Below are 17047 nucleotides of genomic sequence, written 5' to 3' on the forward strand. Positions count from 1 at the left end.
TCTCCTCCTAAAATTTATACTATTACAGTTAATAGATCTTCTGATTCATCATTTGATGAAATTACATCTAAGTAATCACTAGTATTTGTAACTACTATTATTATAGTTGAATCAAATCCTTCTTCGATAATCTTATCAGATTCAAATATTGCTAAAGAATCACCTTTTTTAACTCTTTGATTTTGTGTTACAAGGCTTTCAAAGAATTTTCCATCCAAATTTACAGTATCTATCCCAATATGAATCAAGATTTCTAGTCCTTCATCAGTCACTATACCATAGGCATGTTTAGTTGGAAATACTATAGTTATAGTCCCATCCACAGGAGACATAACCATTGATTTTGATTCACTAGGTATAATTCCAATCCCCTTGCCTAGTGCTCCAGATGAAAACGCCTTATCATTAACCTCTTCAAGTGCAATTACTTGACCTTTGGCAACATTTCCAACACTAATAGTTCTTGAGCTATTTTCATTAACTATTAGTTCTAATTCCTTTTTATTATCGTTTTCAACTTTTTCTTTTTCACCTGAAGGTATTCCTAATAAATAAGAGGCTATTGTTGCTACCACAAATGCTACTACTACACCTATTATCATAAATATAAAGTTAGACATCTCTCCTCCAACAAGATATGTTGGTAATGCTGCTAATCCCCAAACCATTCCGTATGTTTTAACTTGTGCTAATCCTGCTATTAAACCACCTAAGCCTCCACCTATCATTACTGCTACAAATGGTCTTCTATATTTCATAAATACCCCAAACACTGAGGGCTCTGTGACTCCCATAAGTGCACTAAAACTTACTGTACCAAATAATTGCTTTTGTTCTTTATTTCTAGTTTTTAAGAAATATCCAAACATAGCACCACAAACTGCAATATCAGATATTGTTGCTGCTCCCATAAAAATTGGGTCATATCCTAATGCTGTTACAGAATTTAAAGCTATTGGCATAGTAAAATTTGCTGCACCAAATACTATTAAGAGTGGTTGTAAAGCTGCATATAAAGCAACAACACTCCAATTTCCTAATGTATCAATTAAAAACATACATGCATAGTTTAATCCATCACCAATCCACATACCAATAGGTCCAAATACTGTTAATGTAACTGATAAAGTTATTATTAAAGATAATACTGGAACTAAAAAATAGTGTAGTGCTTTAGGTAAGATTTTTTTCAAACATTCAATTACAATTCCCATTGCCCATACTCCTAAAAGTATTGGAATAAAACTATTTGCATAAGTTGTTGTTTGTAAATTTATACCAAATAGACTTAACCCTTCCACGCCATCTATTGATGAGGACAATAATGTAACTGCTAATACTACTGCTATATAAGGATTTACATTAAGTCTTTTTGCTGATGCTATTGCAATTAATACTGGTAAGAAGTGAAACGTAGCACTTCTTAATGTGTCCAATATTTGATATGTAGGACTATCACTATGAATTATACCTGACATGTTTAAAAGTGCTAGTATACTTGCAAGTATCCCAGCTGCAAGTAGTACTTCAATTACTGAAGTCATAGTCTCTGAAACTACCACAAGTATGGAATTAAATATACCTTTGATACCTTTAACTCCTTTTTTGCTTTCACTCTTTATACTTGATTCACTTGAATTTAAACCTATCATAGACATAAACTCATTATATACATCTACAACATGAGTTCCTATTATAATTTGATAAGCAACATCATTAGAAACTACATCAATTACTCCTTTTAGTTTTTTAATTTCTTCTGTTTTAGATATACTCCTATCATTTAATGTAAGTCTTAAACGAGTAACACAATGTGCTACAGACTTTATATTTTCTTTTCCACCTATGAGTTTTATTATATTTTCATTTAAATCTTTATACTTCATCTGATTTTGCCTCCAATCTTTGAGTCACCCTATTTATGTGTAACATTAGATAAGTTTCTTCACTTATAGATATATCAACATTAAATTGTGATTTTACGTATTTTCTTATTTTTTGAACACTTCCAAATGATTTTGGATAAAGTTTACTCACCTGCTTATATAGGTCTATTGAACCATCTTCATCTGTTGAAGCTTCATCTGACATAATCCTTTGTATAAAGTATTGTAGATGAGTCGTAAATCTCATATAGTTTGTTGAAGTTTCATTTAATTCTACATTAAAATGATATTTTATTATAGAAATTATATCTCCTAAAGTTCTTAATTCCACAACTGTATCATCATGAGATTTTTTATTTACCTCCATATTTACAAAATGAAGCGCTATTGATACTGCTTCATCATCAGGAAGATTAATTTTCTTACTATCACCAATTAATTTTAATGCATGCATACCAATTTCAAAGTGCTTTGGATAAAATCTTTTAACATTCCATACCAAAGGACTTTTTATAAATTGATTCTTTTCACATCTTTTAAGCAAAAACTCTAGATGATCTAGTAAAGTTAAACTTAGATAGTCACTTGATTTTATGTTTAAAACTTTCTCACCATATTCAATTATTTCATTAATAAGGACTATGTTGTTAGAATCTGAGTTTTGTAGTAGATAGCTAAAGTGTTCTAACATATCATATGAATCTAGTATATAAGTTCTTTCTATTTCATCTTCATTTATTACTTGTCCCACTCTTTTTTTAAAACCAATTCCTTTGACAAATACAATAATTTCATTTTTACCTCTTTTTACTAAGGCTACATTATTATTTAAAATCTGAATTATTTTCATATATTCCTCCTTTCAATAAAAAGAACCCAAGCATATATGTATAGAGTATTCCTCTATTTTTCACATATATACTTGAGTTCTGCCTGCTAATCAGTAACATACTCAAAATTATGACTACATCGCCATAATTAGAATTCTTTTTTGTTTAATTTTATATTCTATATAGTATACTATCTATGTAAATCTGTCAACGATTTCCTAAATATTTTTTGTTTTATAAACTTCACATATATTATATATCAAGTGCTGCATGATATCCTTGATATACTGCAGTAGTTATAGTAGATGGACGTACACAATCACCGATTTGTGCTACATATGGAGCACAATCTATTAACTCTTCTACTATATTTCTATTAGCTCTCTGTCCAAGTGCACATATAACATGTGTTCCTGGTACTAAAATTTCATTACCATTTTTATCAGCACAAAGAACGCCTTCCTCTGATACTTTTAATCCTTTAAATTCTGTATGTACTTCAACACCTTGTTTTTCTATTTCATCTAAAAGTATTGGACGATGTCTTATATTTGCATCTGGAGCAAGTTCACTTCTCATTTCCACTATATGAACCTTCTTACCTTCTTTAGCTAAATGTATCGCTGTTTCACATCCAGCAAGACCTCCACCAAGTACTATTATTTCTTTCACAGTTTCTACCTTATCTCTTTCTAGATAATAATTGTTTACAACTACTACATTATCGCCATCAAGTCCTGGAATTGGAGGAACTAATGGAGATGAACCTACTGCTATTATTAGGGCATCCACATTTTCTTTTTCTACATACTCCTTAGTAACTTTTGTATTTAGACGTATTTCTACACCTTCATCTTTTGCTAATTTGCTAAAAGTATTTCCAAGTTCATACATTTCATATTTAAATGGTATAGCTTTTTCTCCTTTTAAGATTCCACCTAATGCATCTGCTTTTTCACAAAGTATTACTTTATGACCACGTTGTGCTGCTGTTATCGCTGCTTTTAATCCTCCTGGGCCTCCACCTACTACTAAAACTTTTTTAGGTTTTAATACTGGAGTTATTTCCATACCTTCTATTTCACGACCTATAAGTGGATTTACTGTACATCTTCTAGTGGAAGTTGCAGCTCTTTCAGCCATACAAGTGAAACATCTTAAACACTTGACTATATCCTCATCTCTATTTGACATTACCTTTTTTGGAAGTTCGTGGTCTGCTAATAATGCTCTTGCCATTTCAACTACATCAGCTTTTCCACTTGCTATTATCTCTTCCATTTGAGCTGGGTCATTTAGTCCGCCAAGAGTTGCAACTGGTACACTTACATGTTTTTTGATTTCCGCTGCAAGATAAACATTACATCCATGAGGTACAAACATAGATGGATGTGTTATTCCAAACCCTCTTTGATATGTTCCTGCTGAAACATGAAGCAAGTCAATTCTTGACTCTAATAGCTTAGATATTTCAATACCCTCAGCTAAATCATATCCACCTTCAAATAACTCAGAGCCACTTAATCTAAATTCTATTGGGAATCCTGGACCTACAGCTTTACGAACACTATCTAATACTTCTTGTGCAAAACGTACCCTATTTTCTAAAGTACCTCCATATTTATCAGTTCTTTTATTAAAGTATGGTGATAAGAATTGATTGATTAACCATCCATGTCCTCCATGAACCATTATCATTTCAAACCCAGCTCTTTTGGCAATACCTGCAACTTCTCCATAAGACTTTACTATATCATCTATTAATTCTTGAGTTAATTCCTTTATTTCTAGACCATCAGCTCTTGTACTTGGACTTACTCCATACTGTGACAAACCTTGCTTTTTGTTTTTGTCCACTAGGTAAGTTCCTGCATATTGACCAGAATGTGATAGTTCTACACTTGGTATTGCACCATGACGTCTTATAGCATCTGCTGTATATGTAAAACTGGCTAAAGAATCAACTATTTTTAAATCTAAGTGATATGCATGTGAACCATCAGTCTCTGGATGAACCATACATTCACTTATAGTTACAGCTCCAGCCCCACCCTTTGCTCTTAATTCATAAAATGCTGTTGACTTTGGTCCTATTGTACAGTCGGCTGTTATATCTGTTCCACCCATTGGTGCAGAAAACATTCTATTTTTGAATATTACATTTCCTATTTGAATTGGTTTACATAAATTTGGATATTTTCTTTTCATAATATTATCTCCTCCATATTAACTTATTTTTTTGCTCTGATATTTTGATATTTCTTTATTATTTACAAATCTATAAACAAAGGTTAATCCTAAGCCTATTATTGCCATAACAATTCCTATTGTGAATGCTCTTGTATAATTACCATCCACTGCGTAAACATTTTTCATTACTGTAGGTCCAATGTATCCTGCAAATGCAAATCCTATAAACATGATTCCATAATTAACACTATTATTTTTAGGACCAAACTGGTCTACTGTAAACCCTGGGAATACCCCCATAAATGCCCCAAAACATACTCCTATAATAGAAATTCCTATGTAAAACTTCACTACTTCTCCTTGTACTGAAGTTGATAAACAAAATAAACCTACAATTGAAATTATAAATGCCATTGATAAGGTATTTATTCTACCTATCTTATCTGATATATAACCTGCTACAATACGACCTGCTGTATTGAATAAAGCTAAAACGGAAACTGCCATTGCAGCTGTTGCTGATGTCATGCCTATCATATTTTGTGCTAAAGCAGATGCCATGGATGTACACATCAATCCATAAAAAGCTCCACATGTTAGTAAAATAATCATCACATAGAATATTGATGAAGAAAGCATTTCTCTCCAATCTTTATTTTTTGACTGCTTCCCTTGCATAACTGGTAATGTCCATCCTTCTGGTACAAAATCATCTGGACATTTTTCAATAAAAAATGATGCTCCACATACAACTATAAGAAATACTATCCCAATTGACTTAAATGCTGTTGTAATACCAAAACTAGTAGTTATGCTATTTGCTATTGGTGGTATAATTACAGAACTAAATCCATAAGCAGCAGTTGTTATTCCCCCTACTAATCCACGCTTATCTGGGAAAAATTTAACAGAGTTGCTTATTGTACACCCATATACCATTCCAACTCCAAGACCTAGTACAATTCCATATGTTAATACTAACATCGGTAAGCTTTTTGAAAATCCAGATAAAATCATACCAATACCAAATATAAGACCGCCTACAAAAATAACTTTCTTAGGTCCAAACTTATCATTTATTCGACCTCCAGTAATCATAGTTATAGGTCCAACTGAATTAGTAACTGTGAATACTATTGCTAAAGTGCCTGCAGTAAATGCTGTTCCATTAATTCCACTTAAGTATTCTGCCATAGGTGTAGCAAATACACTCCATGCATAGATTGACCCAATACACAAATTAATAAAACAACTTGCGATTAATATAATCCATCTTTTTTTAGTATAGTTCATTATTTTTTCCCCTCCAAACAATTCAATCTATTCCTTTTATTTAGGTTAATATTATCATAATAATGTTTTCATGTAAATATAAACATGTAATTAATTACATGTTTATATTTACATTTTTTTTTATTTAACCTATTTTTTTATAAATAATGATATAATAGACTTATTGATAATAAAACTAAAGAGGTGAAATATGGGAACCCTTAAATATGCAATATTAGGACTATTAAACAGAAAACCTATGACAGGATATGATTTAAGTAAAGAATTTAATTTTCAACTAAATGAATTTTGGAGTGCAAAACATAGTCAAATTTATCCAGAGTTAAAAAAATTAACTAATGAAGATTTAATAGTTCATGAAGTTGAAATTAGTGGTGATGTGTTAGAAAAAAAGGTTTACTACATAACAGAAAAAGGAAAGGATGAATTTTTAACTTGGCTATCTAAAGACATCCCAATGGAGCCTACTCCTAAAAATAAGTTTAGACTGAGAGTATATTTTTATAATAATCTAGATTTAGAAAATAGAATTGATTTACTTAAACATCAACTTATTCAGCATAGTAAAAGACTTGAATTTTTAATGAGCCAAAAAGATGCTTATGCTGAAATTCCTGACTTTTATGATGATTATTTTGGTGATTATCTTGTATTAGATGGGGCGATTATAAGAGAAGAAGGTCAAATTAAATGGCTAAGTAATTGTATAGATATTTGCCTACAACAAAGTAAAAAATAAATATCAAAAATAATTTTTTTAAATCTATACAACATTAATTAGATGATTCCTATATTGAGTAGGAACCATCTTTTTTGTACTCATTAATTCTTTTAATTATTATAGTCATAAACATACTAATCTATTTCATCTTTTGAATCTTTAAAAATACCCTACAAAATAGACATTATATATCTACTCTATAGGGTACATTTTAATTTAACTCTATTTTCATGACTTTTTATGTCTATTAAAATGAATTTTCATCTCAATCAATCTAACATAATAATTATAAGTTATTTCTCCAATTCATTTTTGCTAGTTTAAATAGTTGATACAAAACTAAAAAATTATGCCCATTATTAGTTTCATATTTTTTATTTAATCTAAATCTTCACCATTTGAAGCAATTACTTTCTTATACCATTCAAAACTTTTCTTTTTACTTCTTTTCAAACTTCCATTACCACTATTATCTCTATCTACATATATAAATCCATAACGCTTTTCCATTTCACCCGTACTAGCACTTACTAAATCAATAGAACCCCACATAGTATATCCTAGTAAATCTACTCCATCTATAGAAACTGCATCATACATAGCTTTTATATGTTCTCTTAAATAATCGATTCTATAATCATCTTCTACGTAACCATTTTCATCAGCTATATCTTTAGCTCCTAATCCATTTTCTACAATAAATAATGGCTTTTCATATCTATCATATACATGATTTAACGTAATTCTTAGACCTAGTGGGTCAATTGGCCATCCCCATTGACTATATGAAAGATATGGATTTTTAGCAGATGTAAATATATTTCCTTCAGCTACATCATCTACACTTTTATCAGTTCTAACACAACGGCTATTATAATATGAGAATGCAATAAAATCTACAGTGTGTTTATTTAATAATTCAATATCACCAGGTTCCATTTCTGGTGTAATACCTTTTTGTTCCATATACTTTAAGGCATAATTAGGATATTTTCCTCTAGATTGTACATCTATAAAAAAATAGTTTTCTCTATCTAGCTTTGTAGCTTCCCATACATCATTAGGATTACAACTATAAGGGTATACACTTCCAGCTGCAAACATACATCCAACTGAGTTATTTTCATCAACTTCATGTGCTATTTTAGTTGCGACCGCACTAGCCACAAGTTCATGATGGGCAGCTTGATATTTTATCCTTTCAACATCTTCTCCTTCTTCAAAACAAATACCAGCACCCATAAATGGAGCATGCAAAATCATATTTATTTCATTAAAAGTCAACCAATACTTCACTAATCCTTTATACCTTCTAAAGATTACATTGCATAGTTTCTCATAAAAACCTATCATCTTTCGATTACGCCATGCACCATACTTTTCAATTAAATGCATAGGACAATCAAAATGTGTAATAGTAACTAATGGTTCTATATTATACTTTTTACATTCATTAAATATATTTTCATAAAATTGAAGACCCTTTTCATTTGGCGTTTCTTCATCACCTTTTGGGAATATTCTACTCCATGCAATACTCATTCTGTATACTTTAAATCCCATTTCACCAAATAACTTTATATCTTCTTTATAATTATGGTACATATCAATACCAGTTTGAGCTGGATAATAATGCTCATCATCAAAATCAAACATTTTTAATTTCCCTGTAATAACTGCTGTTCTATCTTTTCCTGTTGGACATACATCTACATTTGCTAGACCTCTTCCATCTTCATTATATCCACCTTCGCATTGATTAGCAGCAGTAGCTCCTCCCCAGAGAAAATCTTTTTTAAAACTCATAGTTAAGCCTCCTAAAATTACACTAAAGCATTAACTTATGCTAATACTTTAGTCTTTTATTAATACCTTAGTATTTTATTAATGCCTTAATCTTTTACTAAAATATAACTGTAATTAGATTATCTTTTAATTCAGTATTTTTACTTTCTGTTTCTACCACATCTAAAAACTGCGATGAATTTGTAATAACAATTGGAGTTACAACACTATATCCTGACTCTTTTATTACATCAATATCAAATTTTAGTATTGTTTGACCTTTTGTAATCCTGTCACCTTGTTTTATATATGCCTCAAAACCTCTTCCTTCTAATTGAATAGTATTTAATCCAATATGAATAAGTACCTCAACACCTGCATCTGAAATGATTCCTATAGCATGCAAGCTTGGGAATAAGGTCGTAACCACTCCATCTACTGGTGCAACTACTTTTCCATCACTAGGTATTATTGCTACACCTTGACCCAGTACACCAGATGCAAATGCTGCATCCTCTATATCACTTAAATTTAATACTTCTCCTTTTATAGGGCTTGCTATTATCTCTTTTTCTAATTTAACAGACTTAACTCCTTTTGTTTCTTCTTCTACTTTATTGTTTACCTTTTTAGATTCTTCTGTTTTCTCATCTTTATATAAAACCATAGTTAATACAAAAGCTACAACCATTGATATAGCTATACCAGAAAGAGCTACTATTAAGTTGCCCATTCTTCCATCTGGTTCAATCATTGCTGGAAGTTCGAATATTCCCATCCCTCCAGTTATAAACTTTCTAAGATTAAAGAATCCATAGAAAGCTCCTCCAATACCACTAGCAATACAACTTATTATAAATGGTTTCTTTAAAGGTAGTAGTATCCCATAAATTGCTGGCTCTGTAACTCCAAATATACCAGATATAAAGTTTGGTATTGCCATCTCTCTTAATTTCTTATTTTTAGTCTTAAAAAATATAGCTAATACAACTGCCGAACTTGCAAATGTACAAGCAAAGAACGGCATCATAACATTATCGTATCCTAAAGTCATAACATTATTTATATATACAGGAATAAATCCCCAGTGCATACCAAAAATAACAAGAATTTGCCAAGTAAATCCTACTATAGCACCTGCTAATAATGGACTAAAATCTCTTACTGAAAGTACAACTTGTGAAATAAGTGTAGAACCAAATGTTGCTATAGGGCCTATAACTATAAGTGCAACAGGCAATGTAACTAATAATGTGAGCATTGGTACAAAGAAGAACTTAACTAAGTCTGGAATAAACTTATTAAATAATTTTTCACACTTAGATGCAAAATACACTATAAATATAATTGGTACAACTGTTCCAGTGTAATCCATTGATATTATTGGTAATCCAAGGAAATCAATATATACTGGTGATGCAAACATAGTCCCTTTAAATAAAGTATACATCGCATCTGTACCTGCTGATATACTGCTACCTTGTATAGCAGGATAACACATTGCAGCTCCTAGTGCTAATCCCAACATTGGTTTTAAACCAAATTTTTTGGCTGAAGTATATCCTAAAAATAAAGGAAGAAATGTAAATAATGCATCTCCTGTTGCATTTATTACCAGATATACACCAGATACATCACTATATAGTCCCATTGCTACAAATAAAGCATTAAAACCTTTTAACATACCACAGGCTGCCATTATTCCTAGTACTGGCTGGAAAATTCCTGATATTATATCTATACATTTATCCAACATACTACCTGACTTCTTTGTTTCCAAATTTTCACTTGAGTCATCTAAGTCAATTATTTCAACTACATCTTTATATACAGCTTCAACATGATTTCCTATAACTACTTGATATTGCCCTCCACTTTTCATTACAGTAACAATACCTTCCATATTTTTCAACACATCGTCATTTGCTATACTTTCATCTTTTAATGTAAAACGTAATCTCGTAATACAGTGTACTAATCCACTAATATTTTCTTTTCCTCCAACATTTTTTACTATGTCTTGTGCTAATTGTTTGTATTTTCCCATTTTCTCCTCCATATTTCGTTTAAATTAAATTTTTGAAATTTGAAGGTTTGGCCAACTCAATGTTACCATCCAACCATAGGTATATCTTTTTAGTATCACTCCTTTCAATGGCTATTCCTATATAAACTACTACAAGATTATTCAACTTATATTTTTGAATCTTTAACTACTTTAGCTAAATGTATAGTTAAATATATAAGTTCATCATCTGTTAATATGTAGTTATATTGTTTTTTAATAAAATTCTTAATCTTGATTACACATTCAAACTCTTTATTGTACTTAGACTTAATAATACTTAATAACTCTTTATCTGTCTCACCTTCATGTGCACTATTTAAAAGTAATCTCTGAGCAAAGAATTTAAGATGCATTATAAATCTATAATAAAATACTGATTCTTCATGAAATTCTATCCTAAAATGATATCTAACTATGCTAAGTACTTCTTGTATTAACTTTGTAATATCAGATGCTAAAGTATGACCTTCACTTAGCTGGGCATTTACTATATGAAAAGCTATAAAGCCAGCTTCATCTTCAGGTAATTTTACACCTGTTTTGCTTTCGATAATGTCTAGTGCTTTCATTCCAATTTCAAACTCTTCTTTGTAAAACCTTTTAATTTCCCAAAGTATTGCATTTTTTACGTTTATTCCTTCTTTCATTCTTTGAATTGCAGAATATGTATGGTCACTTAGTGATATATAAATACTTTCATTTAACTTCTTGTTTAACTTTGTCTGTGCATATTCTATAATTTCACTTGATAATTTCATGTGTTCTATAGGAATGTTATTAAGTAATTCTTGTAGCTTATTTGATATTTCTTTGTTCGATATTCTAAATACTTTGTTTACTTTAGTTTTATCTATTAGACTACCTTTTGATTTTTGATAACCAATGCCTTTACCCATGACGATAATTTCTTCATCATTTTCATCTAATGTGATTACAACATTATTGTTTAATATCTTATTAATTATCATGATTATCCTCCTTTTAAGCATAAAAAAAGCTTATCCATAATAATGGGCATACTCCTTCCTAGGATACTGCTATTATTAATGAATAAGCTTAGCTTGTACTTAAACAATTACTACCTAATTCCAATTATTATGATAAAACATTAGACATATTTTGTCAACGTTTTCTTTATATATTTCATCTTCTATGACTATTATTTAATGGTAATCAAATTCTTTACCAATAAGTATAAGAACGATTAATGTGCTATAATTTCTTTAACTAGTAAATTTTATGTTTATTATAATACAATATATCCATAAAATACTTTATCAGAACAAAAGTATTAAGAATTAAAATAAAAAATAGTTAGGGAGATATAATTATGATTTTATATTTTAGTGGTACTGGCAATAGCCGATATATAGCTCGCAAAATTGCACAAGAATTAAGCGATGAGTTAATATCATTAAATCAACTTATAAAAGAAGAAAAAACAGATGACTTAATATCAACAAACAAGCCATTCATATTCGTATGCCCTACTTATGCATGGAGATTACCAATAGTTGTTACAGATTTTATAAAAAAAACAAAGTTTTTGGGAAACAAAAAAGTTTACTTTATAATGACTTGTGGTGGTGATACAGCAAAATCCATAAACTATATTAAAAAATTGTGTGAATATAAAGATTGGCAACTAAAAGGTATGGCAGAAATTAAAATGCCAGAAAACTATATAGCTTTATTTCCTACACCAGATAAAGAAACATCAAAACAAATTATTAAAGAAGCAGATAAACAAATACATAAAATTATTTCTGATATAAATAATGAAAATGAATTTGAAATCATTACCCCTAGTGGTTTAGGAGGTACAATTAAAAGTGGGATAACAAATATAGTTTTTTATAAAATGATTATTAATGCTAAAGGATTTCACTATACTGATAAATGTATTGGTTGTGGAAAATGTGTAGAACTATGTCCTTTAAATAATATTAACTTAAAAAATCAAAAACCAGATTGGGGAAATAACTGTACTCATTGTATGGCATGTATTTGCGGTTGCCCTACTGAAGCTATTGAGTATAAAAATAATACTCAGAATAAAGAAAGATACTATTTAGAATAATATATTTTTGCTATTTAAACCATTATAAAAGGGGCAATCTCAAAATTGAGATAAGCCCCTTTTTCATTGTTAAAATCATAGAAATATATTTGATTTCATACAAAAAAAGAGAACCTCATGAACTAAAAAGTTGATTTTGAGATACTCCCTTTTTGTTAAATTATTTTACTCACCTTTTCTTATATCATTTTCACCAATATGTTGTATCCCAATAAATATAAGATTTATTAGTTCTGTTAGTGATTTCCATTGTGATTTTTTTGAATCAAGATAATAATAGTTTTTTGTTCCTTCTCTACGTACATTAACAATTTCTGCTTCTTTCAATATTTTAAGATGATGAGATACAGCAGGACGAGAAAGATGTGTTTTTTCTGTAATCTCGCCCACCCGTATTCCATTAAAATCACTCTCTAAAAGCGTAATTAAAATTAACTGTCTAGTTTCATCACCCATAGCAGAGATAGCTTTGCGACATTCTTTAAATCTAGATGTTATTTCTTGCATTCTTTGCTGACATTCTTTTTCCATAAAATCCTCCACCTTTTATAAGTATCTAACATTTGCTGGTTCTTTTTGTGCAGTACGTCTATATTTAACATCTGGATATCCAATCACTAGTGTTGTAAGTACATGAGCCCTGTGTTTTAGACCTAAAAGTTTTTTTAACTTTGGTGAATTATTTGCTACATCTGAAAAATATCCACTAAATAAAACTCCTAATCCATAAGATTCTGCCATTAGTGCCATATTTGATGCTGCAAGTGAACCACTAATCTTATCTTTTGTAACTATCATTATTGCAATAGGAGCATTCTTGAAAAAAAAGTTATCATCAATCGAGACTTCCTTTGAATGTTTAACAGTAATATTTGCAATAGGTTTTATTTTTCTAAAAAACTTTACTGCTTCCTTCTCATATATTGATTTTTTATTATCCAAAACAATATATGAAACATCTTGTGAATTTTTAGCACTAGGTGTATATCTACCTGCTTCTATAATTTGCTTTACAATCTCTGAAGAAACATCTTTATCTTTAAACTTACGAATACTTCTTCTTGATTTTATTGCCATTAGCAATTCATCTGGGTCCAGATTTGGCTTCTTTGTAAGTTCTATTGGTGGTTCATTAAATCCTGTTAGTGTAATAGCTTCTTTTGGACAGATTGCTGAACAATGTCCACACATTAGACAATCTTGATTTTTTATTACTGATTTTTTATTTTTTATATCTATATTATTTACTGGACAATCATTTTTACAAAGTCCACATCCAATACAGAGTTCTTTATTAACTTCAATTATATGCTTATATCTCATATGCTTTTATCTACCTTTCGTTCATTAGTTTAAACTATTATAACACGTAGATATTTTTTATATTCATTGGTAAAGAATTTGATTACCATTAAATTTTTACCATCTATCTTACACAATCTTTTCATAGAGTTTAAAGTACTATGGTTTTCATATAATAACTTTCTTTTATTTGTAGTTATAACAAATAACAAAAAAGCACATCCCCAATCAGATGCACATTTTAAATAAATATATCTTTTATAAAGATTATAATCCATGTAGATTTCACTAGATTTTTTTAGATTAATTCAATACCCCAAAGTAAATTCAAATCTCTAGTTTATACAATATCTATGCTTCATAAAACACATCTAATATTTCTTTTTTAGTATGTGCATTTAAAAGCTTTTTACTTATATCTTTACCACCTAAAATATAAGATATTTTAGATATTAATATTATATCTTCATTTCCTTCAGATTGTGGCATAGAAAACATAATTATTACTTTTACAGGCAACCCATCTATACTTGGCCAATCTACACCTTCTCTAGATTTACCTATTACCACAGATGCTTTCTTTACATACTTTGTTTTTCCATGTGGCATCGCCATCTGATAACCTATACTTGTAGAGCCTATTTTCTCTCTATGCTTTAGTGCCTTTATGAACTTACTTTTTGAAGTTATACTTCCTTCATCATATAATTTATCTACTAATTCTTGTATTATGCCTTCTTTTGTAGTTGATTTTAAGTCTAAGATAATACTTTCTTCGCTTAATATATCTCTAATTTCCATTTATTTTCTCCAGTACATTGTTATTAAATAATATTTTGATATCCTCTTTTCTCTCACAATCTATTATATAATTTATATAATTCTTTTGCCTATATAGATTTGATACTTCAATCAGAATATGCTTTAAAAAGCTACGATTACTAGTTTCTAAATAAAGATTAATCGTTCTATTAACATTATCGACATTCATTATTCCTCTATTTACTTTGCTTTGATTGCATATATATATATTTAAATCTTTTCCTAATGAGATAGATTCATATTTACTACTTAAATTCATACCTATTAGACTTTTCATCTGACTTATATCAGAATTAAAATATATATTATCTTTTAAATATACTCCTAATAAGTTTGTATCTAAGTCTTTGTTATTTTGAGGTTTATTAAGTAGAGCATTTTTTATATTATTAATGTCACTTTCCATTAATAGTACTGATACAACTATATGTAATTTGTCTTTCAAGTCTAAATTTACAGTAGATATTACAAAATCTACATCATCTAAATTTCGCTTATTCAATTGATGCATAGGGATTATATCAACTATAGTCCACTCAGGAAATTCTCTTTTTAATCTAGCCGCAAGAAGCTGAGATGTTCCATACCCTGTATTACAAACTACTATTACTCTTTTATCACTCATATTTCTTTCTATAGCTGCTTGAAAATATGTAGCTAGATATGAAACTTCATCTATACTAATATTTTTTAAATTATAATACTCTGTCATAATATTTAAAGTCATCATACACAACCCCAATACATCTGAAAATCGCTCTTGTATCTCTTCTAATAATGGGTTTTTTATTTGGATATCATATCTTAATCTGTTTAACATGTGTCTTACATGAGATGCTAGACTTTTTTGTAATAATTCATCATCTCTAAGATTTATATTTAAAAACTGTGACATATTCTCTATCATTATAGATGATACTTTTTCACTATCACTTAATATCTCTGATTCATCATTGCTACTCTTATTACTTTCGCTACTAAATCCAGATGATACTAAATATATATAAATATATTTAATTTCATCTTTAGTTATTTTTACTCTATATCTATTTTCTATTTTTCCTATAAGTGTAGTTACCTTTTCATATACTAACTCATCTAAATTACATATAGAAACTTCCTTTTCCTCCTGAAACTCTATTTGATTACCTTCTTCAACTCTCTTTAAACATATAAGTATATGTGTAATTAAATTTATATAGTAGGGCTGACTTATAACATATCCTAAATTATCTTCCAATTCTGTAATTATAGTTTCTACAAATATAATGGAATCAATATCAAATAAATTTATCAATGCACTAAATGTAGCAGAATCTAATCTTGTTAACTCAGATATATCATGCTGTTCATAATTTTCATCTAATAAGTCGTCCACCATCTTAGCAATCGATTTCCTTATATCCACTTCTTTACCTATAATTTTAGTTCCCTCTAGGGTTTTATTAAGTTTTAAATTATATTCCTTTATCCATTCCTCTATATATTTAAAATCATTTACTATAGAGGTTTTACTTACATAATATTTATCTGATAACTGATTTATTGAAGTTATATTACTTGAATTTAATAATAGATATTTTAAAATTTCCATTCTTCTTTGCTCTACTGATAAAGATTTATTTCCTTTTGGTTGTATATTTAAACTATTAATTAGGTCTATATTGTTCTTTGCTGAAGCTTCTATTAATATTCCACAACCTCTTTTTATATCAATTTTTATATTAAAAGTTTCTAAATATACCTCAATAACCTTCAAATCTTTCTGTAATGTTTTATCTGATACATTTAATTTATCTTTAAAGTATTTTATAGGTCTATATTCATTTTCATTTAATATCAATTTAAGAAATTCAATTTGTCTTGATACAAGCATACTTATGCCCCCTACCTATTTGTTGATATTTCTATTAAGTACTATTTTAGCATATTTCATAGCTATGTAAGAATACTAAGATACTTCTGTATCATAAAAGAATTTATGATACACTTTGCAAAATTCATATAATATAATTTCAAAATAAAAAATAAGGATATTGAGATGTAGCCAACTACTTCTTCAATATCCTT

14 protein-coding genes are annotated in these 17047 nt (G+C 29.1%); 2 read left to right on the plus strand and 12 right to left on the minus strand.

Going from position 1 to position 17047, the window contains the following annotated elements:
• Positions 1 to 14 precede the first annotated feature (14 nt).
• From ACTG46_RS16740 to ACTG46_RS16755, 4 genes are all read right to left on the minus strand, one after another.
• A complete protein-coding gene (locus ACTG46_RS16740) occupies positions 15 to 1886 on the minus strand; it encodes a beta-glucoside-specific PTS transporter subunit IIABC (RefSeq protein WP_479923248.1) in 1872 nt (623 codons plus the stop codon).
• On the minus strand, positions 1876 to 2736 hold the full coding sequence (locus ACTG46_RS16745; protein ID WP_074179894.1) for a PRD domain-containing protein: 861 nt from the start codon (positions 2734 to 2736) through the stop codon (positions 1876 to 1878). The genes ACTG46_RS16740 and ACTG46_RS16745 overlap by 11 nt, the downstream gene beginning before the upstream one ends.
• Positions 2737 to 2968: 232 nt before the next feature.
• The gene (locus ACTG46_RS16750; RefSeq protein ID WP_074179895.1) at positions 2969 to 4924 is read right to left on the minus strand and encodes an oxidoreductase; all 1956 of its coding nucleotides are present in this window, start codon (positions 4922 to 4924) and stop codon (positions 2969 to 2971) included.
• A gap of 18 nt (positions 4925 to 4942) precedes the next feature.
• The gene (locus ACTG46_RS16755; protein WP_284182377.1) at positions 4943 to 6199 is read right to left on the minus strand and encodes an L-lactate MFS transporter; all 1257 of its coding nucleotides are present in this window, start codon (positions 6197 to 6199) and stop codon (positions 4943 to 4945) included.
• Between the two features lie 190 nt (positions 6200 to 6389).
• On the opposite strand from ACTG46_RS16755, the gene ACTG46_RS16760 reads away from it, so the two are divergent.
• Positions 6390 to 6938, plus strand: coding sequence for a PadR family transcriptional regulator (locus ACTG46_RS16760; RefSeq protein ID WP_054277565.1), 549 nt, complete (start codon positions 6390 to 6392; stop codon positions 6936 to 6938).
• Between the two features lie 360 nt (positions 6939 to 7298).
• On the opposite strand, the gene ACTG46_RS16765 is transcribed toward ACTG46_RS16760, so the two are convergent.
• From ACTG46_RS16765 to licT, 3 genes are all read right to left on the minus strand, one after another.
• Positions 7299 to 8726, minus strand: a complete 1428-nt coding sequence (locus ACTG46_RS16765) for a 6-phospho-beta-glucosidase (RefSeq protein WP_284182378.1) — start codon at positions 8724 to 8726, stop codon at positions 7299 to 7301.
• 97 nt (positions 8727 to 8823) lie between these two features.
• Complete coding sequence (locus tag ACTG46_RS16770; protein ID WP_479923249.1) at positions 8824 to 10752, minus strand: beta-glucoside-specific PTS transporter subunit IIABC; 1929 nt, start codon at positions 10750 to 10752, stop codon at positions 8824 to 8826.
• A 146-nt stretch (positions 10753 to 10898) separates the two neighbouring features.
• Positions 10899 to 11741, minus strand: coding sequence for a BglG family transcription antiterminator LicT (licT, locus tag ACTG46_RS16775; protein ID WP_054271603.1), 843 nt, complete (start codon positions 11739 to 11741; stop codon positions 10899 to 10901).
• A 362-nt stretch (positions 11742 to 12103) separates the two neighbouring features.
• Here licT and ACTG46_RS16780 point away from each other — a divergent pair, with 362 nt between their 5' ends.
• Positions 12104 to 12853, plus strand: coding sequence for an EFR1 family ferrodoxin (locus ACTG46_RS16780; protein WP_407814197.1), 750 nt, complete (start codon positions 12104 to 12106; stop codon positions 12851 to 12853).
• A gap of 165 nt (positions 12854 to 13018) precedes the next feature.
• Here ACTG46_RS16780 and ACTG46_RS16785 read toward each other — a convergent pair whose 3' ends face one another.
• The 5 genes from ACTG46_RS16785 to ACTG46_RS16805 form a co-directional block, all read right to left on the minus strand.
• On the minus strand, positions 13019 to 13384 hold the full coding sequence (locus ACTG46_RS16785; protein ID WP_054271605.1) for an ArsR/SmtB family transcription factor: 366 nt from the start codon (positions 13382 to 13384) through the stop codon (positions 13019 to 13021).
• 15 nt (positions 13385 to 13399) lie between these two features.
• Entirely contained in the window at positions 13400 to 14176 is a 777-nt protein-coding gene (locus tag ACTG46_RS16790) for a nitroreductase family protein (RefSeq protein WP_231301077.1), read from the minus strand.
• A 29-nt stretch (positions 14177 to 14205) separates the two neighbouring features.
• Positions 14206 to 14367 carry a hypothetical protein gene (locus ACTG46_RS16795; RefSeq protein WP_284182379.1) on the minus strand — a complete coding sequence of 54 codons (162 nt, stop codon included), beginning with the start codon at positions 14365 to 14367 and terminating at the stop codon, positions 14206 to 14208.
• A gap of 139 nt (positions 14368 to 14506) precedes the next feature.
• The gene (locus tag ACTG46_RS16800; RefSeq protein ID WP_054271608.1) at positions 14507 to 14956 is read right to left on the minus strand and encodes a PTS sugar transporter subunit IIA; all 450 of its coding nucleotides are present in this window, start codon (positions 14954 to 14956) and stop codon (positions 14507 to 14509) included.
• On the minus strand, positions 14946 to 16853 hold the full coding sequence (locus ACTG46_RS16805; protein ID WP_479923250.1) for a BglG family transcription antiterminator: 1908 nt from the start codon (positions 16851 to 16853) through the stop codon (positions 14946 to 14948). The genes ACTG46_RS16800 and ACTG46_RS16805 overlap by 11 nt, the downstream gene beginning before the upstream one ends.
• Positions 16854 to 17047: the final 194 nt, after the last annotated feature.

This window comes from Clostridioides sp. LIBA-7678 (genome assembly GCF_056716065.1).